This is a genomic window from Fibrobacter sp. UWR2 (assembly GCF_002210285.1).
GTDB lineage: Bacteria > Fibrobacterota > Fibrobacteria > Fibrobacterales > Fibrobacteraceae > Fibrobacter.
The window spans coordinates 63920-90439 of record NZ_MWQE01000002.1; the positions used below are offsets into that span (position 1 = coordinate 63920).

Below are 26520 nucleotides of genomic sequence, written 5' to 3' on the forward strand. Positions count from 1 at the left end.
GAACGGAGTCATGTGTATGAAATCGGAATCGATGCTTGCGACAGAGAAGATGCTGGATGTGGTCAAGACGCTCCTTGACGAGGAACAGCCGGAGAGCCTCTTCACGAAGATTCTGGAGGTCGCCAAGGGCGTGCTCCACGCGGATGCCGGCGTCCTGGATATTGCTGGCGAGACTCCGCTCCATTTCTCGAATCCTGAACAGGTAAGCATTTCTATTTCTGCGGTAAGGCAGGCGAAGAACGAGAAGCGCGCCGTAGTCTGGAACCAACTCGATGACGATGGAGCGGACCTTTCCAAATCTATCGTGCAGAACCAGCTTACGAGTATCATGGTTTCGCCGTTCCGCACTCCCGATAGCGAGTCGGGCTACCTCTATTTGCAGCGCGCCGCCCGCGAGGAGCCGTTTACCGAAGAGGACAGCCAACTGTTCGATGATTTCGTTGCGGTTTGCGAAAAGTTCGCGTTTGCCGCCTACGACCGCCTGCGCGACAAGGAATCGCTCGATATGCTCAAGAACGTGGTGCGCAAGGACGATATCGTTTATTCGAGCAAGGTCATGGCGGATCTCGTCGCCTTGGCCGAAAAACTGTCTACGCTCCCGCTCCCGGTAATCATTCGTGGCGAGACCGGTACGGGCAAGGAAGTGTTTGCGAGGTTCATCCACAAGCACAGCCCGCGCGCTGACCGTCCGTTTATCGCGGTCAACTGCGGCGCCATTCCGGAACACTTGATTGAATCCTTGCTGTTCGGACATGCGCGTGGTTCGTTTACGGGCGCTGTCGATACCCGCAAGGGCTTTTTCGAGGAGGCCGATGGCGGAACAATCTTCCTGGACGAAATCGGCGAACTCCCGATGAACATGCAGGTTAAGCTTTTGCGCGTACTGCAAGAAAAGCACATCACGCGTGTGGGCGATAACCGCGAGATTCCAGTGAATGTGCGTGTCATATCGGCGACACATGTGGATCTCGAGGCCGCAGTCCGCGAGAAGCGCTTCCGCGAAGACCTCTATTTCCGCATACAGGTGATGCCGTTGGTTATCCCGCCTCTGCGCGAACGCGGGCAGGATGTCGTTTTACTGGCCGAAGAATTCGTGAAGCGCTATGGTGCGGAGTACGGCCGAGGTCGCTTCAAGATGAGCCGCAATACCGAAAAGGCGTTGCTGGGCTACCACTGGCCGGGTAATGTACGCGAACTTGAGAACCGCATCCAGAAGGGCCTGGTTCAGGCGGTGCACGGTGTTATCCAGCCCAAGGACATCGGGCTTGACGAGGTGCAAAAGGAGGCGAAGGAGTCTCCCCGCACGCTCAAGGAAGCCCGCGAGGCTGTGGAGCGCGATGTTATCGGGCGTGCCCTGCGCGATAGCAATGCGAACCTGACGCTTGCCGCCACGATTCTCGGGATTGACCGCAAGGTCCTTCGCGAGGTCATGGAACGTTTGGGCATGAAGAAAGAGGATTTCAAGAGTTGATTGTCGGCCTGGTCACAAAAAAACGGAACGAAAAGTCCTGTGAGGGCGAAAAGTCTCGTTTTTTTACTTTGTCTTTTTGCACGAATAATCTATATTATGGCTAGAAAGGCTCAAAAAGCCTAAAAAGATAGCCGGAAGGAAAATTGGCACAGTTTTTGCAGTAGAAACAGTATGAAGTACGCAACTTTCATATCGATGGTATCCCTGGTGGCGACGATGTCGTTCGCCCAAGGTACTGCGATGCCTGCGTCCAGCGTTCCGACCCCTGCCGAAAACATGGAAGTCTCTAACGGGGCTCCTGATTTGGGTGCTAAGGAAAGTGCAGAATGGCAAAAGATGCGTGCTGAACGTAAACAAGCCCGCGAACAGATCCTCTCCCGCTTGAGAGAGAGCACCAACGCGGAAAAACAGCACATTCGCCAGGACGTTTCAAAAAAACGGAACGAAAATTCTCGCTTTGAGGGGAAACCGCAAAGACAGCAGCCTCGCGAACGTCAATCTTTTCATGAGAGACCCGATTCTCCTAATATGAATCCTGCGCAAGGCTATCAGCCCTATATACCACCCTGTCCGTGGTGCATATGGCCTCCGATGCCTAGGCAATGATCAGGTCGCATTCTGTCGCCCTTTTGTTGATGCTTGGTTCTGTGCTTTACGCTCAGAGCCAAGTTGATTTGTATACGCAGGCCATGAAGGCCGAAGAGGCGGGCAACGTTACCGAATCTGTTTCGCTTTTTGAGCAGGCGCTTGCCGCCGGTGGTGAATATTCCGACGAAATCCGTGAAATTCTTGCGCAGTATTACGAAGCGCTCGGGCTTGCTGAAGACGGCTCGGGCTCATTCTCTTTCCGGTTGCAGAGCGATGTTGGTTATTACGGCCTGCGTTATACCGAATTTGGGGCGAAGAAGGATTCCGCCGGGAATAGCGATGGCGACATCACCGAAAACGGGGGCGACATCTTTGCTTCCTTGAACTTGTACCTGGATTACACCAGGGGGAACTGGAGCCACTCGCTTGGTATAACCTTTGTCTCGGACTGGTTCTATGACAACAAGGACATGCCTGCACTGGACACGAACGACTGGAACATTGCTCCGGGGTTAGAGTACTCCCTCGTGGGGCGCAACATTTTGCTCGATGTGGGTGTCGACTTCAATATCTCGAGTGACAAGGTGTTCAGGCCTGCCGGATATGCGTGGATCGAGTACGATATCTACAAGTACGAAACGCTGCGCGTGGGTGTGGCCGCATTGGGCTACTATCGCAAGGATGGCCCTGCTACGGCATCCTTGATGGGTTCGCTGCACCGCACCGCAGAGACTGGTTTTAACTTTTCTGTATACGTGGGTGCGAAGTACGAGGCCGACTACATGCTGAACATTCTCGACTATGTTGAGCAGGTTCAACAGGGCGGGTATCAGGGGGGTGGGAGCGTAATACCTGACGATAACCCTTGGGCCAGGTGTGTGGCGGATCATGGGGATTCTGTCTGCGCGAACCAGTACAACGGGGTTCTCCAGACGTATATAGAAGAATATTGGGCTGAGCAGGGAGACATCTGGAACAGCCAGAATCCTTGGACGAATCCGCAGGACACTACTGCTGTGCTGCCTACCTACTGGACCCGCTGGGTCGGTCCGTCGGTGCGTGCGAATGTATCGTACCTGTTCAAGACGAATATCGCCCTTGAGGTTTCTCTCAACATGTTCTATGCATTGGTTGTGGACGGAGCTTCCAGTGAATACGAAAAAATGCAGAAGTTCTCGGGCTCATGGGGCTTCAAGTTCTCGTGGAAGCCGTGGTGGTTTAGCCTTTATGCGGGTATCGAACAGACGTTCCTGGATTATAACTTGCCTGAGGAACTTTCAAATTACTTTACCGAGCGCAACCTGCTGACTTCGATCAAGGCTGGCGTGAAGGTCGAATTCTAACGAAAAGGCTTGCCTGACGCTGTAAAAACAAGAGAGGCCGGCATAAACCGGCCTCTTTGCGTGGAGATAGTGGGAGTCGAACCCATGACCTACAGATTGCGAACCTGTCGCTCTACCAACTGAGCTATATCCCCAGGTGCGCCAAATATATTTTTTATAGGCGGATTCGTCAAGCGGGAACCCGTAAAAATCCGTAAAAAGTGGAAAAACGCCATAAATTTTTCTATTTTAGCCAAAGATGAAAAAGATTCCTGCACTTATTGTTGTTTGCCTGTTGCTCCTTGCTTCGCTTGTCTTTGCGTACCCTGCGCCTGCAGCCCGAAACGGGTTTAGCAACATGAACGTGACTACCGAGTATTCCGAACTCCTGAAGGAGAAGAATGCCCGTAACGATTCGCTGTTGCCTGCCCTCGATGGCGATAAGGCCTTTGCCGAGGTGCTGCGCCTGAACCCGAACTTCTGGAGCCTCGGGAGCGCTATGGAAAAGGAAGGTTCGCTTGTCACCAAGCTTAATGCGCAAATCGTGTTTATCGACGGTATCCGCGAGGATCCTTTCTGCGAACTCTTGAAGGGCTCCAAGAGCGATGCCTCCACATGGAATGTGCGCATCGGTGTGGACTTTGTTTCGGGCGGATCCAATACGGTGCATATCCACGTGCAGCAGTGCTTGGACTACGTGCGCGACCAGTTGGGCTATGCCATCAAGCAGGGCGACAAGATTATTGTCGTCCCGCCGAAGAAGGTCCTGGACAAGCTCCGTGAAAGCGAGATCCCCGATGCCATCGACCTCGATATGCAGCAGACGCTCCTGAAGGCGCATGAGGAAGTGGAACTCGACGGCAAGTGCCCGAAGAACATCGAGGCCTACATCATCCTGATGAACGTGTACAATCAGGTCAAAGACAAGAAGATGGATTACGTTGTCATCAACGACCAACTGAACAAGCAGCGTAACGGCGGAAGCCGCGTGCAGAGCTGTGCCTTCAGTCGCGAGTGGAATAAGCGTTACCAGGAAAGTGCGAGTTTCGAGTGCGATATCGACCATGACCGCTGCCTGTACCGCCAGGAAAACGACGGTAATTCCGAATGGAGCATCAACTACGAGCAGGACCGCTTCGAGTACATCAACAAGAAGTTCCTGTTCTTCAACTTGAACCCGAAGAGCATCCACAAGGGCGGTTCCATGTTGGATTTGCGCCTAATCCGCCTTTCAACCAAACTCTACCTGGAAGCCTACATCAACCTGAAGGGCGAACCCGTGACACTCGGCCTGATTATCGTGCCTGGGGACAAGACCATCGAGGATTATGATGACGGGGAAGAAGACGATGGTACCATGGTTGAGGATTGATGGTAATTTTTTGTGAAAAAAGGGCTCCCAACGGCCTACAGACGATTTTTTATAGTATATTTAGTACGTACAAGATTTATTAGGAGAATTTTATGAATTCCTTGATCAAGTTTTCTATTGCGGCCGCGATTGCTGCGGCTCCTTCCCTTGCCGACGAGAACTTTGGCGGTATTGGCGTTACGATTTACCAGGTTCCCGCTGGTGTGTATGTTGCCGAGGTTATTCCCGGTGGTCCTGCTTCTGAAACCAAGCTCAAGACCGGCGATGTGATTGTTGCGGTGGATGGCGTTTCCCTGAAGGGCAAGACCATCGATTTCTCGAAGGAACAGATCCGTGGCCAGATCGACAAGCCGGTCGAACTCACGTACGTGAGCGAAGGCGATACGCTTTCGGCTGTCGTGCGCCGTGCATCGATGCTCGTGAAGGATTTCAATGCCGAAGACGTTTCGGCCTGGTATGGTGACAAGCAGGAATTCAATGCTGCTGAACTCGAGACGTTTGCAAGCGGTAGCGAGACCGACAAGCAGTTGCTTGCTGTGCTCAGCCGTGGTACCGTGGTGGCAAGTGATGCCGAGAAGGTTTCTGCGAGGAACTTGAACGGCGTGTTCGTGAAGAAGGCCGAGGTGGTCGCTCCGAAGGTCAATTCGAACAAGGGTGTCAAGTCCAATGGTGCCGTGCTGAAGGGCTTCAGCCGCAATTCGATTGCCTTTACGCTCAAGACCGCTGGCACGACTGTCGTGAAGGTCTCCGATCCGAACGGCGAAGTGGTCGCGACCGTGCGCGTGGATAACGCTCCGGCCGGATTCAATTCCGTGTCTTGGAATTCCGAGAATATCCCGAGCGGTCGCTACATGGTGAGCATCGAACAGTCCTTCGGCATCTCCGGCAAGTTCGCTGTCTTGAAGTAGAACAAACTAACAAATTTGAGAAATCCTGCGTCCTTGTGGAGGCAGGATTTTTTTGCTATTTCTCGCATAAAATGGGTATTTTGGGCCTTTTGCCTATCGTCTATTATTTATATTTGCTCCGACGTGATTTTGTCTAGAACCCATAGTCCGCTATGGGCCGTTTTGCTGTTTGCAATAGCGGCCTTTGCTCCTGTAGCCTTCGCACAGGATATGACGCGCTTTGAACTGGAAGAGCGCGAACAGCCTGTGGAGGACACGACCGAGGTGGACTGGATGAACGACACCACGGGGACGGACACTATCGAGTACCATGCGGTAGACCTTGTGTACGACGTGGAAAAGGAAACTTTCAACCTGAATGACGGCGCTCAACTCAAGTATCGTACCGCGACGCTTGATGCGGACACCATCTGGTTCGATCAGAGAAACAGTGTGCTTGTGGCTGCAGGTGAGCCTGTGCTCCGTGAGGCGAAAAATCCGTCGCTTTCGGGAATGCGCCTCAAGTACAACATGAACAGCCGTATCGGCGAAATCTATTATGCAACCACCTTCCAGGACAACCAGCAGTTGAACGGCATGGAGGTGCGTCGCTTGCCCGACCAGAGAATCCAGATTGCACGTGGTGACTTCAGTACCTGTAATGATTCTACGCACCAGCACTTCTTCTTCTACGGACGCCGCATGGTGGTGAAACCGAAGGAGACCATCACGGCACGGCCTGTGGTACTCAACATTGCCGATGTGCCTGTGGCGGTTCTCCCGATGATTGTCGCACCGCTCAAGAGCGGGCGCAAGTCGGGCCTCCTGACACCCAAGTTTGGTGGTGACCAGGTGCAGGGTTACTACCTGCGTAATCTCGGCTTCTATTATGCGCCTAACGATTACTGGGATGCGACTATCTATGGTGACATCATCGAAGGTGACGAGGCTCGGTTCGAACGCTCGACATTGACAGGCCAGGTGCGCTACAACAAGCGTTATGTGCTCGACGGAAACGTGTCGTACACGGCATACCTCGAAGAATTTGATTTTGGAAACAGCGGTTACGATATTCGCTTTACGCACAACCAGAACTTGACTCCCGATAGGAAGCATACGTTGAGCGGTACGGGTTCATTCGTGAGTAACCAGAACATCCGTAAGGATAACGCGCTTGATGCGGAGACAATCTTGGACCAGCAGGCAAACGCCTGGCTTACTTACTCGGGCAAGTTCGGTACGAACAAGAGCCTTACCGTGAAGGTGGGGCAGGACCATAACCTCGTGACAGGATTTATCCGCAGGCAGTTGCCCGATATACGCTTCAACATGAGCGGTCCGCTTTTTAATTTCGAGACTGATGACGATGAAGTTGCTGCTGCCGACGGTTCGTTCAGTTCGTACCTGAAGAAACTCAACTACAGTTTCTCGAACCAGTTCAATTACGAAACTGAAGAAGGGCGCGATACAATCCTCAATGTGGATACGCTTGCGAAGTATGTGGGTTATTCGGGAACATATTCCTTGGATTATTCGGGCTCGCTGTTTAATGTCATCAACATCACTCCGCGTGCGACCTGGAGCGGTTATTGGACTGGCCAATCGTGGGAGAACCCCGAGGATTCTAGTAAGTACTGGCGTCGATATACGAGTCTCGATCCTGAACACAATACTTATGGCGAGTTCGCGTATAACCACAATTACAGCCTCACTGCCGATACAAAGCTCTATGGAATCTGGGTCCCGGAAATCGGGCGCTTTACGGGCCTTCGCCATATCCTTTCACCGAGTGTGTCGTACACGTATGCGCCCGAGATAGATACCGTCAAGACGTTCGCCCCGCATCCGCATTTGTCGCAGTCCTGGTACCAGAAGGAACAGCAGACTATCGGTTTTTCGCTTGGTAACGACCTGGACTTGAAATACCTGAAGGTGGTGGGCCATAAGCCCGATACCTCCAAGGGCGATACGGCGAAGGCGGTAGAAGACCAGTATGGTAACCGGAGACTCCTTACCACACGTCATAGCGTTTCGTACAACTTTGCAGCAGATTCCCTGAACTTCTCGGACATCAATTCGAGTTTCGGCCTGCAAATCTTGCCGGATTACCTGTTCACGATTACCACGCGCCATAGCCTGTACCATAAGTATTCCATGGAACCCAACAAGGTCCGTTTCCCGGAACTCACTTACTGGGGCTACGACTTTAGCCGTAGTTTCCGCTGGAGCGGAACGTTTAATGCCGGCCTCCCGTCGCAGATGGGCAAGTACGAGATGCGCAAGTGGTCCCTTGGACTCAGCTACCGCTATTCCTTTTCCAGTACGCGAGTAGGGAAGGACCTGTTCCAGGACAACATAAGCCATTCGACATCCATTACGGCGTCGTTCCAGCCGACGGTAAACTGGGAAGTTTCGTACAGCACGCAGTACGATTACAACGAAGGAAAGTTTGTTACGCACAAATTCACATTTAATAGGGCTTTGCATTGCTGGCAACTTGACTTCACGTGGACACCGACCGGGCCTGCTGCTGGATGGTCGTTCGCACTTTACGTGAAGGACCTGCCCGATATCAAGCTCAATGCCGGAAGCACGGAGACGAAGTGACGAAGATTATTCTAGCAAGCGGTTCGCCGAGGCGCCGCGAAATTTTGACACAGATTGGGGTGGATTTCGAGGTGGTGGTCTCGAACGAGGAAGAATGCCCGAAAAGCGCAAATCCGCTCGATTTCCCGCGTGAAAACGCCGCCATGAAGGCTCTCGCGGTCTCGAAAAAGGTTCCTGGGGCCTATGTCCTGGGTTACGATACCCTTGTTTTTCTGGATGGAAAGCCCCTGGGCAAGCCCAAAACGCCTGAAGAGGCCCTAGAAATGTTACAAAAACTGAATGGAAAAACTCACAAAGTTATTACAGGAATCGCACTAGCTAAAGATGCGCAAGTCGTTGATACTCAACAAGAAGAAACACAGGTACTTTTTCGGGAGAACTCCTTACGCGAGCTAAAAGATTATGTAAATTCTAAGGACCCGATGGATAAGGCGGGCGCTTACGGAATCCAGACCCGGGGGGCGCGCCTCATCAAATCGATTACTGGATGCTATTACAACGTAGTGGGTTTGCCAGTGGCCCTTACGTTAGAGATGCTGGCAAAGCGGGAGGTTGAGGTATGAATACGAACCCTATCGAAGATAAACGCCCGGATGAACGCCTTGGTGCCTACCTGACACGCGTTCGCGAGGCTAAGGGTTTATCCGTTGAGGATCTCGCCACTGTGACGAAACTCACAGTAAAAAACATTACGCTTATCGAAAGCGGCGACTGGAAGGCGTTCCCGGTGGAAGCCTACCTGCGCGGCTACCTGAATTCCATTTGTGAAAAACTCGGCCTCGAGCCGAGAAGGATTGTCGATTACTATCTGGGCGAGGCCGGAACTAAGTTCACGAGCCTCCTGTCTCCTGTTCAGGAGAAGGCGGTTAAGGTCTCTCCGATGACGGACGAAGAACGCAAGCCCCGCAGTAAGGCCGTGCCGATTGTCATTGTCTTGCTCGGACTGGCATTCGTGGTCGGGTCTCATTTCCTCAAGGAAATGGGTGAGAGCGACCAGGCTGCTGCAACTGCCGAAAAGGCAAGTGTAGAAGCGAGTGCCGATGCTCAGCCGGCCGATGCTCCTCTGGCGGAGATGCCGGACGGTGCCGAAGTGGTTCCGCCGGATTCCGTGCAGACGGATTCGAGTGCCAAGGATTCTGCGGCCAAGTCCAACAATGTCGTGACTCAGGCCGTGGTCGATGAGGCTGTGAAAAAATCTGAACTTCCTGCTTCTGCAACAATCTTTATTTCGTCGACTTCCGAGACGGAAGAGGCTGTTGTTTCGACGAAGACTCATTTTGAATTGGTCGGCTCAGGATCGATGGCTTCGTGGATTGGACTCAAGCGCCATGAGGACGATGGCTCGTTTGTGAAGGAAGCGAACATCGCTGTAAAGGATTCGCGCATGATCTACGACACTGACGATACTTTGTATGTAGTCGTCGGCGAACCGCGCGCTATTTCCAAGATGCTCCTGAACGGCAAGGAAGTAAAGATTCCCGAAGTGAAGTTTGGCCGTGTGGCTAAGTTCCGCGTGTTCGCGGGCGAAATCGTGAAGATCAAGGGAGGCCGCTAATGCGCGTTTCTAAAATATCCAGAAAGACGGGCGAAACCGATATCCAGCTTTCGCTGAATCTTGATGAAGCTTCGCGCGGTGTCGTGAATTCCGGCAACGGATTCCTTGACCACATGCTCGATCTCTTCCAGGTACATGGTGGTTTCCGCCTGGACCTTACCTGCAAGGGCGATACGAATGTGGATATGCACCACAGCATGGAAGATATTGCAATCGTGTTAGGCCAAGCGCTCGTGGAATGCCTGGGCGACAAGAAAGGTATCGAACGTTACGGATTCTACTTCGTTCCGATGGACGAGGCGCTTTCCCGTGTATGCGTGGACTTCAGCAACCGTATCGGATTCGTGTGGAACGTGAATCTCCCGGCGGCAATGGCAGGCGGTATTGAAGCCTCCATGTTCGAACACTTCTTCAAGAGCCTTGCCGAGAATGCGCGCATGAACCTGCACGTGGAACTTTTCTACGGTAGCGATAACCACCACTGCCTCGAAAGCATCTTCAAGGCTTTCGCTCGTGCAGTCGCTATGGCGGTCGCTCCGAGCCGTAACGTGAAGGGAGTGCCCAGCAGCAAGGGTGTCCTTTAAGCGAAAGTATATTGCAAAAAATAAGGCGCGAACAGAACTGTTCGCGCTTTTTGTTTTATAGCAATCGTTAAAAAACTCTAGAAGGAGAACCCTGCAAAGATGTTGTTGCTGAGGAACGGGATGAACCCCAGGGCGACAACGGCAATGCTGAGTGCTACAATCACTCCGCGCTGGCGCCGCGTAAGACGGAGCGGACTTAAGTGGCCGTCGTAATCTTCGACCCACGCACTCTTGATGAGTTGTATGTAATAGAACAGGGCGAGTACGTTGTTCAGGACAGCGAATGCGACAAGCATGTAGTGGCCCGTGGATGCCCCGCTAAAGAACAGGTGGAACTTGCCGAAGAAACCGGCAAGTGGCGGAATGCCTGCAAGGCTGAACATCGAAATCGCAAGTGCGATGGCTAGGCTCGGGTTCTGCTTCGAAAGCCCGCGTAGCGATGCGAACGTTTCTTCGCGGTGGTGCCCGATAATCCCGAAGATGAAGAATGCGAGGTAGTTCGAGACCGCATAGACGAACAGGTAGTAGACGATGGCCGTCTTTGCCGTTGTCGCAGGCCCGAGGAGAGCCACCATGATGTAGCCCGCCTGAGCGATGGAACTGTATGCCATGAACCGGCGGAGCCTGCTCTGCTTTAAGGCGCCGAGGTTACCCACGAAAAGAGTGGTTCCTGCAAGGAGCGCTATGAACGGGGCGATCTGTTCCTGTATCGGGGCGAAGGGGCCGAATACGAGCACCACGAGGAATGCGATTGCGGTAGCCTTCGAGGTTACGGAAAGGACTGCCGTGACGGGTGTCGGAGCGCCTTCGTAAACGTCCGGAGCCCAGGTGTAGAACGGGAACAGGGTGAGCTTGAATCCGATTCCGCAGAAGAGGAACAGCACGGCAACCCACAGGAGGGGGCTGGTGCCCGCGGCGACGGCCTGCTGGATGTCGCCAAAGTGCAGCGAGCCTGCAAAACCGTAGAGGTAACTGAAGCCGAAAAGTTCGAAGGCGGTCGCGACGGACCCCATCAGGATGTACTTGGTTGCGGCCTCGCTTCCGAGCTGGTCCTTCTTGTTCCATGCGGTGAGCGCGTACATTGGGATGGTCGCGATTTCGAGCCCGAGGAAGAAGGTGAGCATGTCGCATGCCGACACGACCGTCACGCCGCCGAAGGTGGCGAACGCGATGGCGCCAATGAATTCCGCAATCTGGTGCATTTGCGGCTTGCCATCGGCTCCGTGCTCGAAGTAGTCCTTTGCAAACCAGATGCCCAGAATAGCGCTAATGAGGAACACTTCGCGCATGAGCACGCCGAAATCGTCGATGCGCCAGTTGCTGATGAAGAATCGGCCTTCTCCGCTTGCGAGCGGGATAAAGTTCAGCACGATGAAGATGGCCACAAAACCGAAGTTTGCAATACGCCAAGGGACTTTCGACTGCGCGGTGCAGAAGAGTCGGCTCCCGATGACGATGAACGGGAACAGCAACAGCAGCAGGTCGGGAATAATAAACGTTGAATTGTATAAGTCTAGCATGGGTTAACCTCCAATCCCGCTAACAACGGGCTGGGTGGCCGCAGAAATTTTTTCAAAAATAGGTGCGATACTCCAGTCGAGCATATCGGAAATCCAGCTTGGACAGATACCGATGAACAGGAGACATGCGACAAGCACCACGATGACAAGTTTTTCGCGGAAGCATCCGTCGGAGAGGCTCTCGTACTTTTGCGGGAGCGGTCCATGCAGCATACGGTTGGCCGTCTGTAGGATATAAACGGCGGTTGTCGTGATGGAAAGGATTGCAAGAGTGGTCACGATGCGGGTGAGCGTGGAATCTTGCTGGAACGCTCCGATGAAGATTGTACTTTCGGCGATGAATCCGCTGAAACCCGGAAGGCCGAGGCCTGCGAAACCGGCTAGGACGAACCCTACGCCGAGGAAGGGCATCTTGCGCATGATACCGCCCATCTGTGTGATGTCGCGGGTATGCGTGCGCTCGTAGATCATGCCGATGGTCGCGAAGAAGAGCCCGGTGAGGAACCCGTGCGAAATCATCTGCAGGCTCGCGCCGCGCAGGCCGATGGGCGTGAGGGCGGCAAGCCCGAGGAAGATAAGGCCCAGGTGGCTAATGGAACTGTAGGCGGTAATGTACTTGAGGTCCTTGTGCCTAAGCGCAATGAAGGGGCCGAGCACGACATTGAATATCAGCAGGGCCACTACGTAGGGGAGCCAGATTTTTGCCGCTTCGGGCATGAGGAACATGGCTACACGCAGGCACCCGTAGGCGCCCATCTTCATCATTACGCCAGCAGCAAGCATCGAGACTGCGGTTGGGGCGGAGGAATGGCCGTCAGGGCTCCAGAAGTGGAACGGGAATAGGGAACTCGATACGGCAAATCCCATGAACATGAGCGGGAAAGCCCACATCTGGAATTCCATCGGGAGTGTAATCTTAGAAAGCTCCGTAATGCTCCAGCTATTCACGCCGCCTTCGAAGTAGAGCCCGAAGAGGGTCGCGAGAATCATCGAGGAACCGAACGCGAGCGTCAAGGTGAGTTTCTTTCCGCCGTAGTCCCTGCGGCCGCTGCCGTAGCAGGCAATCATCAGGTACATGCAGAGGGCTTCCATTTCGTAGAATACGAAGAAGAGCACGAGGTCGAAACTCATGTACACGCCATACACGCTTGTTGCGAGAATCTGGATGAGCGCGAAGAATACCTTCTGGTTCCCCTTGATGTTGTAACTTACAAGAACGCCTGCCCAGACGATAAATGCGGTAAGTGCAAGCAACAGTATGTTGAGGCCGTCGGCACCGACGATATAGTGTGCACCAATCATCGAAAGCCACGGGATATCGGTAAAGAACCGGAGCAGTAGCGGGGCAGCGGCCTCGCTTGCGGAAACGCTTCCCATGGCATAGACGCGGAAGGTCAGGTAACAGACGATTGCGAGGACAACCGATGCCGATACGGTGTGGATTCCGCGGAGCAACTTCGCGTGCGATTCCGGAATCGGGATGCAGGCGAGTACCGTGAAGAGCGGGATGACCCAGATGAGATTGAAGAGTATCGTATCCATATTGCGCCTACAGGGGAAGCTGGCCGAAGAATCGCCAGAGGAGAACGCCCACAATCAGTGTGCCGAGATAGAAGGGAAGGTAACCTACCTGTGCCGTGCGCACAAGGTCGCCCAACTTGTGGATGAACCAGACGGAGAATGCGAGGAGCCCTTCGATAACATAGTCGTTGAATGCACGCGATATGCGGGCAATGCCACCGAATATGAACTGGCGTACGACGGTGTAGTAGATTTCGTCGAAGTAGAACTTGTGGTAGACGACCTTGTAGAGGCCGCAACGGTTTGTTTCGTCGAGTGCGCGCTCGATTTTTGCCTTAGGACGGGCATACAGGAACCATGCGATAAGCAACGCGACGATTGCGATGCCGACGGCGACATACGGAAGCCATTCCGCATGGCTGACTCTTAGCAGGGTAGGTACGTGCAACTTGTCTGGAGTGAAATATTTTTCGAAGACGACCATGCCGAGGATACCTGAGAGGAGCGCCGGAATGGCGAGTACGACGATCGGGAGTGTCATTGCGGGATCTTCGTGCACGTGGCCCGCCTTGACACCCTCGTGGCGCGGTTTCCCGTGGAAGGCGAGGAAGAACAGACGGAACATGTAGAACGTCGTGAGCCCGCTTGTGAGGAGCGCAAGGCCGAATACCACGTAGTGGTGCCCTTGGAATGCCGCGAGGATGATTTCGTCCTTCGAGAAGAACCCGGAGAACGGCGGAATGCCCGAAATCGCAAGTATTGAGATGAGCGAGCAGACATAGGTGACGGGCATCTTCTTGCGGAGACCGCCCATCGCGTCAAGGTCGTTTGTATGGACCTGGTGGATGAGGCTGCCCGCAATAAGGAACAGGCTGCACTTGAAGAATGCGTGCGTAAAGATATGGAATGTGCTTGCAGTCCAGCCCGTGGTGATGACTGCCTGGCCAATCTTGCAGGCGCCGAGCGCGAACATCATATAGCCGAGTTGCGAAAGCGTGGAGTAGGCGAGAATGCGCTTGATGTCTTTCTGTGTGCAGGCGATGACGGCAGCGAAAACCATCGTGAAGGCGCCCACCCACATAATGATGGTGAGGGTGTTGCCACAGGCGGCAAAGAACGGGAACAGTCGCGCCACAAGGTAGACGCCCGCAACCACCATGGTCGCGCTATGGATGATGGAACTGACCGGGGTCGGGCCTTCCATCGCGTTCGGGAGCCAGATATGCATCGGGAACATGGCCGACTTGCCCCAACCGCCGGTAAAGATAAGAATGGAACCGAGTACGAGCGCATTTGCCCGAGTCATCTCGGTAAGCCCGAGATTGATGGTTTCCGTACGGAACGAGAATAGCGAAATGCCGTTAATCTGGGAAAAATCGAACGAGCCCACGACATAGCTCACGAGCACGATGCCTAGCAGGAAGAAACTGTCGGCGAAGCGTGTGAGGATGAACGCCTGCTTGGAGGCGCTCACGGCGGAGGGCTTGTGGTACCAGAAACCAATGAGCAGGTAGCTGGACACACCCACGAGTTCCCAGAAGATAAACATCTGGAACAGGTTTGTCGCGACGACGAGCCCGAGCATGGAAAAACTGAACAGCGAGAGCAAGGCAAAGAAACGCCCCTCGGCGCGGTCCTCGCGCATGTAGCCGATGCTGTAGATGTTCACCATGAGGCTGATGAACGTGACGACGACGAGCATCATCACCGAAAGCGGGTCGACGAGCATGCCGATTCTTGCGACCAGGTCATCGACGAAAGGAATGAAGGTGTACTCGAAGAGTATCGCCTTCTGCGGGGCGAATGTTGAGCAGAAGTAGTGGACCGCGACGAGAATGGCGGAAAGCGCCGATACACCGTTGAGGGTGACGGCGATGGCTGCGGCTGCATTTGCATTCTTGTTGCCGACGAACAGCCCGTTGATGACGAATGTCAGGAGCGGACAGAGGAAAATTAGGTAACCGAGAGTGACGTCGTTAATCATGGAGGTCCCTCAACTGGTCTACGTCAAGGCTCTTATGGCGACGGTACATGGTGACGATAATGGCAAGGGCGATTGCCATTTCGCATGCCGTGACGGCGATGACGAAAATACTGAAGAGCGCACCCGCCGTGGCATCGTGCGCGGTGAAATAGGCAAAACTGATAAAGTTGATGTTCGCCGCGTTCAGCATGAGCTCGATAGAGATGAGCATGCCGATGAGGTGACGCCTGCGCATAAGACCCCAGACGCCGATACCGAACAACAGGAAGGCGAGAATCAGGCAGTTCATTAAATTCATTGCTGTACCGCCTTTTCTTTTTCGACTTCGTCCTTTGTCTTGCGGGCAACGGTAATGGCGCAGATGAGCGTCATCAAGAGGAGCACGCTGACGACCTCAAATGGAATGATGAAGCCGTCTGGCCCATAGCCGAGCAGGCGCATGGCTATGGGCTCGAGCCCTGAATAGTTTTCCGGTGCGCTGACGGTTCCGCTCGCAAGTTCTGGAGTCGGCAAGATGCACTTAATCATGATGAACACGAAGGCGACCGATAGCGCGAAGGCTGCAAATACTCGCGGAATCTTTGTCGTGAAGGCGTCTTCGCCGAGGTGACTTGTCAAGAGGATGGTGAACACCACGAAGATGACGACGCCACCCACGTAGACCATTACCTGGGCAAGCGCGATGAATTCAGCATGCAGGAGCAGGTAGAGGATGGCGGTTGCCACAAAGCTGAAAATCAGGAACACGGCGCTTTGCAGGATGTTCTTCACCGCGACAGTACAGACGGCGGTAAACAGCATGATGGCGGCAACTACGTAGAATGCGATGTCCATGCCTCCCATGGGGAAGGCGAGAGGAATGTCTGGCAATTGCAGGTTCGGTAAGGCTAGATTCGGAAACATTATCCTTGTCCCTCCTTCTTGTTCAAGATCATTTCGAGCGAATTCGGATCGGTTGTCGCTACCTCGAAATCCTGGTTCATGCGGATGGCTCCGAAGGGGCAGGCCTCTACGCAGAGACCGCATTGCGTGCAACTAGCGAAGTGATAGACGTAGCGGCCCAACACCTTCTTGCCGGCAATGTTCTTTGTCGAAAGAACGTTGATGCTTGCATTCGGACAGGCGCGTTCGCACATGCCGCAGGCGGTGCAGCGGTTGTTGCCCTCTTCGTCCTCTATCATTTCGAGGCGGCCGCGGAAGCGTTCATGCATCTTTAGGGTCTTGCGATTTTCCGGATACTGCTCCGTAACAATGCGCCTCGGGTCAAAGAAGTACTTGAGCGAAACGGAAAGCCCGCACATGAGACTCCACGGCCCCGTGATGCAGCGCTTGAAGTAGCGCTTGAAATACTGGATTAAGGTGATATTCTCTTGCATAGCAAACTCCCGCCTAACCACAGACCACAATGTATGCCGCACCGGCGACAAGCAGCACGAGGTTCACGGGCAACAAAAATTTCCATTCAAAGTCCATGAGTTGGTCCACGCGCGGGCGTACGAACGTCCAGCGGACCATCATGTAGCACCAGATCATGAAGAATACTTTCGCGAAGAACCACACGACTCCAGGAACCATGTTGAGATAGTTGTCAACAAAAGCAACTCCGATGCAGGGCGGAAGGAACCCCCCGAGGAAGCACGTGGTGGCAAGAGCCGAGTTCGTCACGAGTGCGATGTATTCGGCGAGGTAGAACATGGCGAACGGTGTGCCGTTGTATTCCGTATGGTAGCCGCCCGTAAGTTCTTGCTCCGCTTCGGCGATGTCGAAGGGTGCGCGGTTCATTTCGGCGGTACTCGAGATGAAGAAAAGGATGAAAGCGATAATCCCGAGTACGGGAATCTTGAAGATCCACCAGTCGGCGATTGTACCATCTTGCCCGAGCGTGATACCCATGAGGTTCGTGGAACCCGAAATCATCACGACGAACAGGAGGATCATCGCAAACGAAATTTCGTAGCTGATCATTTGGGCGCCGCTACGGAGCGCGCCGAGCAGGGAATACTTATTGTTGCTGCTCCAGCCGCCAAGCAAGATGCCCAGCACACCGAAGCCGTTCACCGCGATGATAAGCGGAATGCCCATCGAGACGTCGGCGACGACGAGATTCCTGCCGAAGGGGATGAGCGCGCATACGATGAAGGGGGCGATAAGCACGATAAGCGGCGCAAGGTAGAACATGAGCTTGTCTGCGCCGCTTGGGGCATAGACTTCCTTGAAGAGCATCTTGAGCACGTCGGCGATGGTCTGGATTGTACCGTGCCAGCCGAGGCGCATGGGGCCAAGCCTGCATTGCACGTGTGCACATACCTTGCGTTCCATGTAGATGAGTATCGGGGCCGACCCGATGTTCACTGCACATACCGCGACGACGCAAATGAGCGCGTTTACCAGGAATGCGACAATGCTGTTGAGCGTATCGCTCTGGAGACTTGCTGGCAAGAATTCCGCTACTCGCGGGACCATTTCACGAACAAAGTCGCCTATGGGGTTTGTAACTGAGGGAACAAACATAAACTACCTGTCAATTTCGGGAATGACGGGGTCGAGGGTTGCCATGATGGTTACGAGGTCAGATATCTTGTGACCCTGTGCCATCTTGTTGAGTGCTGCAATATGCGGGAAACTAGGCCCACGCGTGTGGATGCGGTAGGGCTTCTCGCCGGTAGTGGCTGCGACCACGTATGTGGCGTACAGGCCCTTCGCCGTCTCGATTTCGCTGTAGTAGCGGCCCTCGGGAAGTCGCACCGGCTTTTCCTTGCTGCGCCAGGGACCTTCTTTGGGGAACTTGTCTACACACTGCCGCAGGATCTTCATGGACTCGTGGATTTCGGCGATGCGGATCTTGTAGCGGTCGTAGCAGTCACCGTTATGGAATACGGGAACTTCGAAGTCGAACTGGTCGTAGATGCTGTAGGGGTTCATGCGGCGAACGTCGAAGTTCACTCCGCTGGCGCGCAGCACCGGGCCTGAGCATCCATAGGCGATAGCGTCTTCCTTGGTAAGCACGCCGATGCCGATGCTTCTTTCGAGCACGATGATGTTCTTGGAGAGGAAACGCTCGTAGTCGCGCATCGCGTCTTCGAGGTGGTCGAGGAACGCCTTGACGCGCGGGACGAACGTGTCCGGTACGTCGGCCCGGCTTCCGCCCGGCCTGAAATAATTGGTGGTGAGGCGCGATCCGGTGACCTCTTCGAGGATGTCATGGATCATCTCGCGTTCCTTGAACCCGAACAGGAGGCAGGTTTGCCCGCCCAGGTCACCGCCGAAGCAGCCGTAGAACACCAGGTGAGATGCGATGCGGCCGAGTTCCTGGAGCATCACGCGGATGTATTCGCCCCTTTCGGGCACGCCGACGTTCATGCCTTTTTCTAGCGCAATCACAACCCCCAGGTTGTTCTGAATGGCCGTAAGGTAGTCCTGGCGGTCACTAAGTGCAATGTATTGCAGGTAACTCATCGATTCCGCCTGCTTTTCCATGCCACGGTGGATGTATCCAAAGTGCGGGACGACTTCCACAATCGTTTCGCCATCCATGCGCAGCGCAAGGCGCAGCGCACCGTGCGTACTCGGGTGCTGGGGACCCATGTTGATGAAGAATTCTTCGGTATTGGTTTCGCGCTGGATGCGGAATCCTGGAGGCAACTGTGCGGTCATACGGGCCTCCTGATCATTTCCGGGTGCGTGAAGTCCTTGCGCAGCGGGTAGCCTACGAAATCTTTGTCGAGGAATATGCGACGCTGGTCGGGGTGACCTTCGAAGTTGATGCCGAACATGTCGTAGACTTCGCGTTCCTTGACTTCGGCGCCCGGGTAGAGATGGCTGATGCTCTTGACGCTTGCGAGGAGCGATGTTGGCCGTTTTTCTTCGGGAATGCTGAAGTCCTTCTTCGTCTGCACGCAGAGGAAGAGTTTGTGTCCGTGTTCGAGACTGCGCAACATTGTCACCATGTCGAAATGGTCGTCGTAGTCAATGGCAGTCACGTCGATGAGGTAGTCCATGCTGAATTCGGGGGAACTCTTCACGAATTCCACAATTGGCAGGTAGTCTTCGGGTTCTACCATCACTTCGAGCGGACGGTCGGCGGGGATTGCCGCCACGACGTCTTCAATCGGGTCTTCGCTGTGGGTGTGCACCGTGACCTTAGGAAATTTTTCGCGCAGCTTCGCGAACAGTTCGGACTGTGTAAGGCCGAACCTCTTGAACGGTACGCGAGGTACTTCCGGAAAATCTTCCTTCTTCACGCGGATGGGCTTGAAGGCGCTCTTGTAGTCCGGGTGCTCTTCCTTGAACTTCGCGCGGGCTTCCGCCATCTGTTCGTCCTTCATTTCTTCGAGGGCGGCCCAGGTCTTTGCGGCTTCGCGGTAGCGGTCCATAGTGGAAACGTCCTTCGGCCTGCCTTCGTGCCACGGGTGGCGGCAGGTTTCCTTCAGGATCTTTTCGCGTAATGTCAGGAGCCCGTGGAACAGAGCCTCGGGGCGTGGCGGGCATCCGGGAACGAACACGTCGACGGGAATCAGGTTCTGTGCGCCTCGGACGACGGAATAGTTGTCGTAGATGAACGGGCCGCCGCTAATGGTGCAGGCGCCCATGGCGATCACGTATTTTGGCCCGGGAATCTGCTCCCAGAGCATCTGGATGGCAGGAGCCATGCGGCGGGTTATTGTTCCGGCCAAAATAAAAAGGTCCGCTTGTCGCGGGGACGAGCGGAACACTTCACTGCCGAAACGGGCAATATCGTAGCGGGCCATAGAACTGCTCATCATTTCGATGGCGCAGCAACTGGTGCCGTACGTAAGGGGCCAAATTGAATTTGCTCGTGCCCAGTTCACCACGTAGTCGATGGCGTTCACGACGTACTTTCCGCCGGGAATCGGGTCGAGAATCTTGGGGGCTAAATTGACTATTCCCATTTGAGGATTCCTTTTTTCCAGGCGTAGGCAAGGCCGGAAACGAGGATGGCTATGAAAATTGCGAGGTCGATAAGGACAATGACGGGCGAAAGTGCCGTGTGGCCAGCCATGATTTCCTTGAAGTTCATCATGACGGGGAAGAGGAACAGCGCTTCGATGTCGAATACGAGAAACAGGAGCGCGAACAGGTAGTAGCCCACCTTGAACTGGATGCGGGCGTTACCGATGGTCTCCATGCCGCATTCATAGGGCGCCATCTTGTTCTTGGTGTTCCTAGTCCTGTAGCCGAGCAGAAGCCCGGTGACGGTCGCCGCAGCGGCGATGAACGCGCCCAGGAAAAGGAATATTGATAGGATGATATATTCAGACATAGTAGCTCTTATTAGTCTTTGGTCATTCGTCAATAGTCTTTAATCAATAGTCATTTCATATTATTAGTAGAAGTTCTGGAGCTCCTGTACGGTGCCGAACAGCGTGTTGCCTATCTGGAATCGGTCAATGATATGCTTGAAAAGGTCCTTGAATTCCTCGATGGTCGCGTTGTTCATTGCGGTAAGTTTTTCCTGAATGGAGCTCACGAACCCAGAGTTCATGGGCTTGGCCTTCATGTCCTGCATGGAGCCGCTCCACTGTTGCAGGATGGTGTCCGTTTCCATACGCGCGATGATGTAGCGGGTCGTGGAAAGCAGTTCCTGTAAGAAATGTACGAGGAAAATTTCCTCTTGCAGGATACCCCAGCGTTTGTCCTTGGAATAGAGCGTGGCGATATCGGCCTTACCGTAGAATACGGCCGCCTGTGCATATTCGAGGCATGTCTTGAGAACTCGGTCAAGACGGTTTATCTCTTGGGCGAGGTTCTTGAACCATTCGAGGTTCATTGCCGACCCGTCGATTTCGCCCTTGGCGTCGAGCGGCATCACTGCACGGAAGGCATAGTACACTTCCTCGTAGTAGCGGTTGCGCATACGGCAGTTGAAGGCGCGGTTCTTGAGTGTGTAGTCGCTGTGGTGTAGGGGTGTTATCATGCTTTAGAAACCTCCCTTACGCCGGAAATCTGCTTGATCTTCGTGATGATGGAATCGACCTGCTCCGTGCGGAAAGCCTTGAATTCCATGCGGATACGGCCCGTAGACTGTGCGCTAGCGACACTCATGCGGTCAAGCGACACGTCGGACCCCTTCAGCTGTTCCAAGACATCGAGGGTGATGTTCTTACGGTTGTCCGTATCGATAGTGAGGTGCGTCATGAAGGGCTTCGAGACATCGGCGCTCCATGCGACTGCAATTTGCTGCTCCGCTGGGAAGTTTTTGAGGTTCGTGCACGCGCGGTTGTGCACCTCGATTCCAATCTTTGGCCTGAGGATGCCGACAATCGCGTCTCCGGGGAGCGGTGCACAGCAATCCGCGAAATGGATCACGAGGCTTGTTTCCTGGCCAATCTGCAGGGGCATTTCCTCAGGGACGGCCTTCTTGTCGCTTCCGAATGTCGGGAAGAACCGGAGCGCCATTTCCTTGGGGAGAGAACTCCCGCCCGTAATGAACCTGTGGATGTCCTGCAGGGGCAGTTCACCCTGGCCGACGCGCTCGTAGAAGTCGTCCATCGAGAGCGTTCCGAAGTACTTGCGGATTTCGTCCTCGCTGGGGCGCTTGTCCTTCTCGACTTTTGCAAGCCTGAGCTCGCGCGTCCAGATTTCCTTTCCGAGGCTACGGGACTGCTGTATGATGCTGGTCTTCATCCAGCGGCGCAGTTCCTGCTTGGCCTTGACCGTCTTGACGATATCTAGCCATTCGGGGCTCGGTTCCTGGCTCGGGCTCTTGAGTACCTGGATGGTCGCTCCGTGGGTCACGACCTTGTCGAGGCTCACAACCTCTTCGTTGATGCGGGCACCGATGCAGTGCAGGCCCAGTTCCGTATGGATGGCGAACGCGAAGTCGAGCACAGTGGAGCCTTCCGGCAGTTCGATGGAGGCTCCCTTCGGGGTAAACACGGTCATGCCTTCCGGCTTCAGGTCCACCTTCAAAAAGTCGAGGTATTCCTTGGAGTCCGAGATTTCGGACTGCAGCTTGACCATGTGGTCGAGCCAGGCGAGTTCTTCGCCCTCGTGCTGGGTTTCCATCTTGTAGGCCCAGTGCGCGGCGAATCCCTTCTCGGCGGTCAGGTCCATGTCCTTAGTGCGGATCTGGACTTCGACCATCTTGTTCTCCGGCCCGATGACCGTGGTGTGGATGCTCTGGTACAGGTTTGGCTTCGGGGTCGCGATGTAGTCCTTGAAACGGCTTTGCATCGGGGTCCACAGGTTGTGGACGTAGCCCAGCGCCAGGTAGCATTCGGGAATCGTCTCCACGATGATGCGGATGGCGAAAATGTCGAAAATGTCCTCGAACTGGCAATCACGACTGATCATCTTGTTGTAGATGCTGTAGATGTTCTTGGTGCGGCCCTGGATGGTGCAGTCGAAGTCTTCGAGGGCCATCTTGATTTGCAGCGGGCCTATGACGGACTGGACGTACTTCTCGCGCTTTTCCTTGTTTTCGATAAGCGCGTCGACTATCTTCTGGTATTCGTCCGGATTGACATACTTGAAACTCAGGTCCTCGAGTTCGGTCTTGAGCTTGTACAAGCCGAACCTGTGGGTGAGGGGCACGTAAATGTCGAGCGTTTCCTGCGCGATGGAACGGCGCTTTTCGGGCTTCATGTAGCGCATGGTCCGCATGTTGTGGATGCGGTCGGCGATCTTGATCATGATGACCCGCGGGTCCTTTGCCATCGCAGTGATGAGCTTGCGGTAGGTTTCCGCCTTCTGCGCAGTCTTGTTGTGCTCTTGTGCAGCGGTAATTTTCGTGACGGCGTCCACCATGAACGCGGTCTCTTCACCGAATTCCTCCGCAATTTCTACGAGCGTGTGCTGCGTATCCTCGACTACGTCGTGGAGCAGGCCTGCGAGCACGGTTGGCTGGTCTTGTTTGAGTTCGGCGAGAATCTTTGCGACTTCGAAGGGATGCTCGGTATAGGGCATGCCGCTCTTGCGGTATTGCCCGTCGTGGGCGTCTGCGATGAAGGCAACAGCGTTCCTAAGGACCCGACGGTCGAGGTTCGGGTTCTTCTTGATGAGCACGTCGACTATGTGCTCCTGATTCGGTGTCAGGTCCACTGTTTTCATCTACCATAATTATATCTAAAATTGATGCTTTTGGAAGGGTAAAAAGGGTTAAATAAGCGAAAAATATGGGTTTTTCGGACCATAAACTTTTTTTGCAATCGCCTGAAAGCACTTGTTTTGGGCCTGTACGAGTACTTGTTGTAAGTACGAACAACGCTTTATAAAAAGAAACGAAAATTTTGAATGTGGAGGAAATTATTTTATGTTCACTAATCGGGTCGAATTCACGACTCGAAAAGTGGGTTGGTTATGAATAAAAGGAAATTCCTATTTCCGGTGGCTTTGGTTGCCATCGGCTTGTGGGCTTGCGGAGAGGAGACGAACGTAGGCCCTGAAACTTGCACAACACCAGATTGCATTGCGGCGCAGGAACCTGAACCTGCGAGTTCTGCAACTGTTCCTCCGGTAGGGGATACCCTATCCTCATCGTCGGTGATGGGGCAGGAACCGCACTATCTGGGCGACCAGGATTCCCTGAAGGATACGACGCAGGCGATGTCATCGAGCGCCGTATTGCCGCAAGAATCGTCGAGTTCGACTATAGTGCTGAGCTCGAGCACGTTGCCTCCTGTTACCTCGAGCAGCTCGTATCACCACCATCGCAGTTCAAGCAGTTCCGTCGTAAAGCCGGTTGAATCTAGCTCGAGTGCCGTGGTTGTGCCGCCGACACCAGGCAATGACTTCGTAGAAGACCATCGTAGCGAATGCCAGATTGGCGACATCCCGACGAGCGTGAACAACGCCAAACTCCCGGACCCGTTCAAGGGCCTCGACGGCAAGCGTATTTCCACGAAGGACGAATGGAAGTGCCGTCGCGAAGAAATCGGCGCCATGTACGAAAAGATTATGTTCGGCCAAAAGCCGCGTAACCCCGAGAAGGTCGAAGGCTCCTTCTCTGGTGGCAAACTCAAGGTGTCTGTGACCGACAAGGGCAAATCCATTTCCTTCTCTGTCAGCATTTCTGGAGGCGGAACCAAGGATAAACCGAAACCCGGCATCATCGGCTTTGCGAGCTTTGGCGGTTGCGGAAGTCTGGGCGCCTCTACAAACGGCCTTGGCGTCGCCATGATTTCGTTCAATCCTGATGACGTGGCTCCTGAAAACGGCGGCGGCTCCTTCTTCCAGCTCTATGGCGGCTCCGATGCAGGTACTGCTATTGCTTGGGCGTGGGGTATTAGCCGTGTAATCGACGCCCTTGAAAAGACACCTGAGGCGGGCATTGATGTGCACCATCTGGGCGTCACCGGGTGTTCCCGCCATGGCAAGGGTTCCCTGATTGCTGGTGCGTTTGACGAACGTATTGCGCTTGTGATTCCGCAGGAATCTGGTTCCGGTGGTGCGTCTCTCTGGCGTTCTATCGCCCAGGTGAACAGGCAGAAGGGCACTCAGTTCGTGCAGGGCCTTGCCAGTGCTGGCACTGAAGGCCGTTGGATGAAGAGCAGTTTCAAGAATTACGATGGCAAGGAAACCACCCTCCCGTTTGACCAGCATATGCTGACGGCCATGGTGGCTCCGCGTGCGCTTCTCCTGCTTGACAACCAGTCCTTCGACTGGCTGGGCGAGGTACCGTCGAACTATTGCGGCAATGCTTCTCTTGAAGTGTTCAAGGCCCTCGGCATCGAAGACAATTACACCTATGCGCAGAAGGGTGGCCATGACCACTGCAGTTTGCCGCAAGACCATTACGATGAGGTAAAGGCTTATGTCAACGCCTTCTTGAACGAGAGCGGAACGACAAAGGGCAAGGTCGAATCCTTCAGCAGCGTCGCCAAGTGGAACAAGTCCGAGTGGATTGACTGGGATACGCCGAATTTAAAATAACTTCTCTCCCGATATAACTCCTGATAAATCGGGCGGGGCTGGGTAAAACCGGCCCCGTTTTTTTGTGATTGTGCGCGAAACTGCTCGTTTGACAGCCTGCGAAACTGCGCGTGAGACTGTTTGTTTGACTGCCCGCGAAACTGCGCGCGCTTCGTTTGGGCGCAAATTGCACCGGAAGGCGTTTGCTTGTGCTTCGTTTGGGCGGTAATTGTTCCGGAAGGCGTTTGCATGCGGGGGATGAATGCGGCGGAATGGCCAAAATGACTAAAGCGACAGACTAAATGCAGGGGGTGCGGGTTTTAGTCCGTAAAATATTAGTTTATTCGTAATGAAACTTGGTGATTTTGTCATTTTCTACGCAGATTCTGCGTTGAATAAGCTTTTGGGAGGCTGTTTTTCTCCAGAAAGTGAATTATTTTGATTACTTTGTGTGTAAAATTACGGACTAAAAGGGAGGGGTTGTCATTTAGTCTGTCAAAATGCGAAAAATGCTCTGAAAAAACACCCCGCGCGTAATAAAAAAACGCGCGCAGTTTAGTGCACGCGCAAAAATTACAGCGTATTTTGGAACTGGTGGAACTTCTCCAGCAGTTCGGCGTACGTCTTGGTGGCTTCGAGCTGCGGGAACTGCGCCACGATGGAGTCCGGCGCGCAGAAGAAGCACCCCTTGTCGGCCTGCTTGAGCATTCCCGTGTCGTTGAAGGAGTCTCCCGAAGCGAACACCTTGAAGTTCAGCTCCTGCAGGTGCTTCACGACCTTCGTCTTCTGGTCGCTCATGCGCAGGTGGTAGCCCCTGATGCGGTCGTTTTCCACCACGAGATTGTGGCAGAAGATGGTCGGGAAGGCGAGGTTCTTCATGATGGGGTAGGCGAATTCCTGGAACGTGTCCGAAAGGATAATCACCTGCGTCTCGTCGCGGAGCTTGTCCATAAAATCGCGCGCGCCGTCGAGGAGCCCGAGGTTCGCGATGACATTCTGGATGTCCGAGAGCTTGATGCCCTCGCGGTCGAGGATGGCGATGCGGCCCTTCATGAGCACGTCGTAGTCGGGGATGTCGCGGGTAGTGAGTCGCAGGTCCGCGATACCCGTCTTTTCGGCGACGGCAATCCAGATTTCGGGGGCGAGGACACCTTCAAGGTCCAGGGTAACGACACATTGCTTCGTAAACATACTGATTGTCATCCCCGCTGTTCGGCTTGCTCAGGGCAGGCTCCGGCG

At 54.2% G+C, this 26520-nt stretch carries 23 protein-coding genes, 1 tRNA gene and 1 pseudogene; 10 read left to right on the forward strand and 15 right to left on the reverse strand.

Annotated elements, in window-relative coordinates:
* Window positions 1-16: 16 nt before the first annotated feature.
* The 3 genes from B7994_RS04420 to B7994_RS04430 all read left to right on the forward strand — a co-directional run bounded on the left by B7994_RS04420 (window position 17) and on the right by B7994_RS04430 (window position 3402).
* Window positions 17-1471, forward strand: coding sequence for a sigma-54-dependent Fis family transcriptional regulator (locus tag B7994_RS04420; RefSeq protein WP_088637284.1), 1455 nt, complete (start codon window positions 17-19; stop codon window positions 1469-1471).
* Between the two features lie 171 nt (window positions 1472-1642).
* On the forward strand, window positions 1643-2077 hold the full coding sequence (locus tag B7994_RS04425; RefSeq protein ID WP_088637285.1) for a hypothetical protein: 435 nt from the start codon (window positions 1643-1645) through the stop codon (window positions 2075-2077).
* Between the two features lie 29 nt (window positions 2078-2106).
* Entirely contained in the window at window positions 2107-3402 is a 1296-nt protein-coding gene (locus tag B7994_RS04430; protein WP_144063752.1) for a hypothetical protein, read from the forward strand.
* A 61-nt stretch (window positions 3403-3463) separates the two neighbouring features.
* On the opposite strand, the gene B7994_RS04435 is transcribed toward B7994_RS04430, so the two are convergent.
* Window positions 3464-3536 (reverse strand) — tRNA-Ala (locus tag B7994_RS04435).
* 104 nt (window positions 3537-3640) lie between these two features.
* Between B7994_RS04435 and B7994_RS04440 the strand changes: the two genes are divergently transcribed.
* The 6 genes from B7994_RS04440 to hisB all read left to right on the forward strand — a co-directional run bounded on the left by B7994_RS04440 (window position 3641) and on the right by hisB (window position 10386).
* Window positions 3641-4753: a hypothetical protein gene (locus B7994_RS04440; protein WP_233143021.1), complete on the forward strand. Its 1113-nt coding sequence runs from the start codon at window positions 3641-3643 to the stop codon at window positions 4751-4753.
* A gap of 92 nt (window positions 4754-4845) precedes the next feature.
* A complete protein-coding gene (locus B7994_RS04445) occupies window positions 4846-5661 on the forward strand; it encodes a PDZ domain-containing protein (RefSeq protein WP_088637287.1) in 816 nt (271 codons plus the stop codon).
* Between the two features lie 162 nt (window positions 5662-5823).
* Entirely contained in the window at window positions 5824-8247 is a 2424-nt protein-coding gene (locus B7994_RS04450) for a putative LPS assembly protein LptD (protein WP_233143022.1), read from the forward strand.
* The gene (locus B7994_RS04455) at window positions 8244-8810 is read left to right on the forward strand and encodes a nucleoside triphosphate pyrophosphatase (protein ID WP_233143023.1); all 567 of its coding nucleotides are present in this window, start codon (window positions 8244-8246) and stop codon (window positions 8808-8810) included. The genes B7994_RS04450 and B7994_RS04455 overlap by 4 nt, the downstream gene beginning before the upstream one ends.
* Window positions 8807-9802 (forward strand): RodZ family helix-turn-helix domain-containing protein, encoded by a 996-nt coding sequence (locus B7994_RS04460; RefSeq protein ID WP_233143025.1) that lies wholly within the window; start codon window positions 8807-8809, stop codon window positions 9800-9802. The genes B7994_RS04455 and B7994_RS04460 overlap by 4 nt, the downstream gene beginning before the upstream one ends.
* Complete coding sequence (gene hisB, locus B7994_RS04465; RefSeq protein WP_088637289.1) at window positions 9802-10386, forward strand: imidazoleglycerol-phosphate dehydratase HisB; 585 nt, start codon at window positions 9802-9804, stop codon at window positions 10384-10386. The genes B7994_RS04460 and hisB overlap by 1 nt, the downstream gene beginning before the upstream one ends.
* Window positions 10387-10463: 77 nt before the next feature.
* Here the strand turns inward: hisB and B7994_RS04470 are convergent, their stop codons facing one another.
* From B7994_RS04470 to B7994_RS04525, 13 genes and pseudogenes are all read right to left on the reverse strand, one after another.
* Entirely contained in the window at window positions 10464-11906 is a 1443-nt protein-coding gene (locus B7994_RS04470; protein WP_088637290.1) for an NADH-quinone oxidoreductase subunit N, read from the reverse strand.
* Window positions 11907-11909: 3 nt separating this feature from the next.
* The gene (locus B7994_RS04475; protein WP_088637291.1) at window positions 11910-13448 is read right to left on the reverse strand and encodes a NuoM family protein; all 1539 of its coding nucleotides are present in this window, start codon (window positions 13446-13448) and stop codon (window positions 11910-11912) included.
* A gap of 7 nt (window positions 13449-13455) precedes the next feature.
* On the reverse strand, window positions 13456-15411 hold the full coding sequence (nuoL, locus tag B7994_RS04480; RefSeq protein ID WP_088637292.1) for an NADH-quinone oxidoreductase subunit L: 1956 nt from the start codon (window positions 15409-15411) through the stop codon (window positions 13456-13458).
* Entirely contained in the window at window positions 15404-15709 is a 306-nt protein-coding gene (gene nuoK, locus B7994_RS04485; protein ID WP_088637293.1) for an NADH-quinone oxidoreductase subunit NuoK, read from the reverse strand. Before nuoK ends, nuoL begins: the two co-directional genes overlap by 8 nt.
* Window positions 15706-16314, reverse strand: coding sequence for an NADH-quinone oxidoreductase subunit J (locus tag B7994_RS04490; RefSeq protein ID WP_233143027.1), 609 nt, complete (start codon window positions 16312-16314; stop codon window positions 15706-15708). Before B7994_RS04490 ends, nuoK begins: the two co-directional genes overlap by 4 nt.
* Window positions 16314-16787, reverse strand: a complete 474-nt coding sequence (locus B7994_RS04495) for a 4Fe-4S binding protein (RefSeq protein ID WP_088637295.1) — start codon at window positions 16785-16787, stop codon at window positions 16314-16316. The genes B7994_RS04490 and B7994_RS04495 overlap by 1 nt, the downstream gene beginning before the upstream one ends.
* A gap of 13 nt (window positions 16788-16800) precedes the next feature.
* Window positions 16801-17874, reverse strand: a complete 1074-nt coding sequence (locus B7994_RS04500) for a complex I subunit 1 family protein (RefSeq protein ID WP_233143029.1) — start codon at window positions 17872-17874, stop codon at window positions 16801-16803.
* A 51-nt stretch (window positions 17875-17925) separates the two neighbouring features.
* Window positions 17926-19065, reverse strand: a complete 1140-nt coding sequence (locus tag B7994_RS04505) for an NADH-quinone oxidoreductase subunit D (RefSeq protein WP_088637297.1) — start codon at window positions 19063-19065, stop codon at window positions 17926-17928.
* On the reverse strand, window positions 19062-19784 hold the full coding sequence (locus B7994_RS14425) for an NADH-quinone oxidoreductase subunit C (protein WP_369832757.1): 723 nt from the start codon (window positions 19782-19784) through the stop codon (window positions 19062-19064). Before B7994_RS14425 ends, B7994_RS04505 begins: the two co-directional genes overlap by 4 nt.
* An 18-nt stretch (window positions 19785-19802) precedes the next feature.
* Window positions 19803-20321: pseudogene (locus B7994_RS14430) on the reverse strand (NADH-quinone oxidoreductase subunit B); the annotation flags it as partial.
* Window positions 20312-20692, reverse strand: coding sequence for an NADH-quinone oxidoreductase subunit A (locus B7994_RS04515; RefSeq protein ID WP_088637299.1), 381 nt, complete (start codon window positions 20690-20692; stop codon window positions 20312-20314). The pseudogene B7994_RS14430 and the gene B7994_RS04515, both read right to left, overlap by 10 nt.
* A 63-nt stretch (window positions 20693-20755) precedes the next feature.
* Window positions 20756-21346, reverse strand: a complete 591-nt coding sequence (locus B7994_RS04520) for a hypothetical protein (protein WP_088637300.1) — start codon at window positions 21344-21346, stop codon at window positions 20756-20758.
* On the reverse strand, window positions 21343-23481 hold the full coding sequence (locus B7994_RS04525; protein ID WP_088637301.1) for a bifunctional (p)ppGpp synthetase/guanosine-3',5'-bis(diphosphate) 3'-pyrophosphohydrolase: 2139 nt from the start codon (window positions 23479-23481) through the stop codon (window positions 21343-21345). The genes B7994_RS04520 and B7994_RS04525 overlap by 4 nt, the downstream gene beginning before the upstream one ends.
* Window positions 23482-23730: 249 nt before the next feature.
* On the opposite strand from B7994_RS04525, the gene B7994_RS04530 reads away from it, so the two are divergent.
* Window positions 23731-25302 carry a hypothetical protein gene (locus tag B7994_RS04530; protein ID WP_088637302.1) on the forward strand — a complete coding sequence of 524 codons (1572 nt, stop codon included), beginning with the start codon at window positions 23731-23733 and terminating at the stop codon, window positions 25300-25302.
* Between the two features lie 552 nt (window positions 25303-25854).
* Here B7994_RS04530 and thrH read toward each other — a convergent pair.
* Complete coding sequence (gene thrH, locus B7994_RS04535) at window positions 25855-26472, reverse strand: bifunctional phosphoserine phosphatase/homoserine phosphotransferase ThrH (protein ID WP_088637541.1); 618 nt, start codon at window positions 26470-26472, stop codon at window positions 25855-25857.
* Between the last annotated feature and the right edge of the window lie 48 nt (window positions 26473-26520).

Coding starts and splice junctions, on each gene's coding strand:
- B7994_RS04495 (WP_088637295.1), bottom strand. CDS start 16,787: ATGCAAGAGAATATCACCTTAATCCAGTATTTCAAGCGCTACTTCAAG.
- hisB (WP_088637289.1), top strand. CDS start 9,802: ATGCGCGTTTCTAAAATATCCAGAAAGACGGGCGAAACCGATATCCAG.
- B7994_RS04490 (WP_233143027.1), bottom strand. CDS start 16,314: ATGTTTCCGAATCTAGCCTTACCGAACCTGCAATTGCCAGACATTCCT.
- B7994_RS04440 (WP_233143021.1), top strand. CDS start 3,641: ATGAAAAAGATTCCTGCACTTATTGTTGTTTGCCTGTTGCTCCTTGCT.
- B7994_RS04475 (WP_088637291.1), bottom strand. CDS start 13,448: ATGGATACGATACTCTTCAATCTCATCTGGGTCATCCCGCTCTTCACG.
- B7994_RS04445 (WP_088637287.1), top strand. CDS start 4,846: ATGAATTCCTTGATCAAGTTTTCTATTGCGGCCGCGATTGCTGCGGCT.
- nuoK (WP_088637293.1), bottom strand. CDS start 15,709: ATGAATTTAATGAACTGCCTGATTCTCGCCTTCCTGTTGTTCGGTATC.
- B7994_RS04505 (WP_088637297.1), bottom strand. CDS start 19,065: ATGACCGCACAGTTGCCTCCAGGATTCCGCATCCAGCGCGAAACCAAT.
- B7994_RS04520 (WP_088637300.1), bottom strand. CDS start 21,346: ATGATAACACCCCTACACCACAGCGACTACACACTCAAGAACCGCGCC.
- B7994_RS04420 (WP_088637284.1), top strand. CDS start 17: ATGAAATCGGAATCGATGCTTGCGACAGAGAAGATGCTGGATGTGGTC.
- thrH (WP_088637541.1), bottom strand. CDS start 26,472: ATGTTTACGAAGCAATGTGTCGTTACCCTGGACCTTGAAGGTGTCCTC.
- B7994_RS04530 (WP_088637302.1), top strand. CDS start 23,731: ATGAATAAAAGGAAATTCCTATTTCCGGTGGCTTTGGTTGCCATCGGC.
- B7994_RS04515 (WP_088637299.1), bottom strand. CDS start 20,692: ATGTCTGAATATATCATCCTATCAATATTCCTTTTCCTGGGCGCGTTC.
- B7994_RS04525 (WP_088637301.1), bottom strand. CDS start 23,481: ATGAAAACAGTGGACCTGACACCGAATCAGGAGCACATAGTCGACGTG.
- B7994_RS04470 (WP_088637290.1), bottom strand. CDS start 11,906: ATGCTAGACTTATACAATTCAACGTTTATTATTCCCGACCTGCTGCTG.
- B7994_RS14425 (WP_369832757.1), bottom strand. CDS start 19,784: ATGGACCGCTACCGCGAAGCCGCAAAGACCTGGGCCGCCCTCGAAGAA.
- B7994_RS04500 (WP_233143029.1), bottom strand. CDS start 17,874: ATGGTCCCGCGAGTAGCGGAATTCTTGCCAGCAAGTCTCCAGAGCGAT.
- B7994_RS04430 (WP_144063752.1), top strand. CDS start 2,107: ATGCTTGGTTCTGTGCTTTACGCTCAGAGCCAAGTTGATTTGTATACG.
- nuoL (WP_088637292.1), bottom strand. CDS start 15,411: ATGATTAACGACGTCACTCTCGGTTACCTAATTTTCCTCTGTCCGCTC.
- B7994_RS04460 (WP_233143025.1), top strand. CDS start 8,807: ATGAATACGAACCCTATCGAAGATAAACGCCCGGATGAACGCCTTGGT.
- B7994_RS04425 (WP_088637285.1), top strand. CDS start 1,643: ATGAAGTACGCAACTTTCATATCGATGGTATCCCTGGTGGCGACGATG.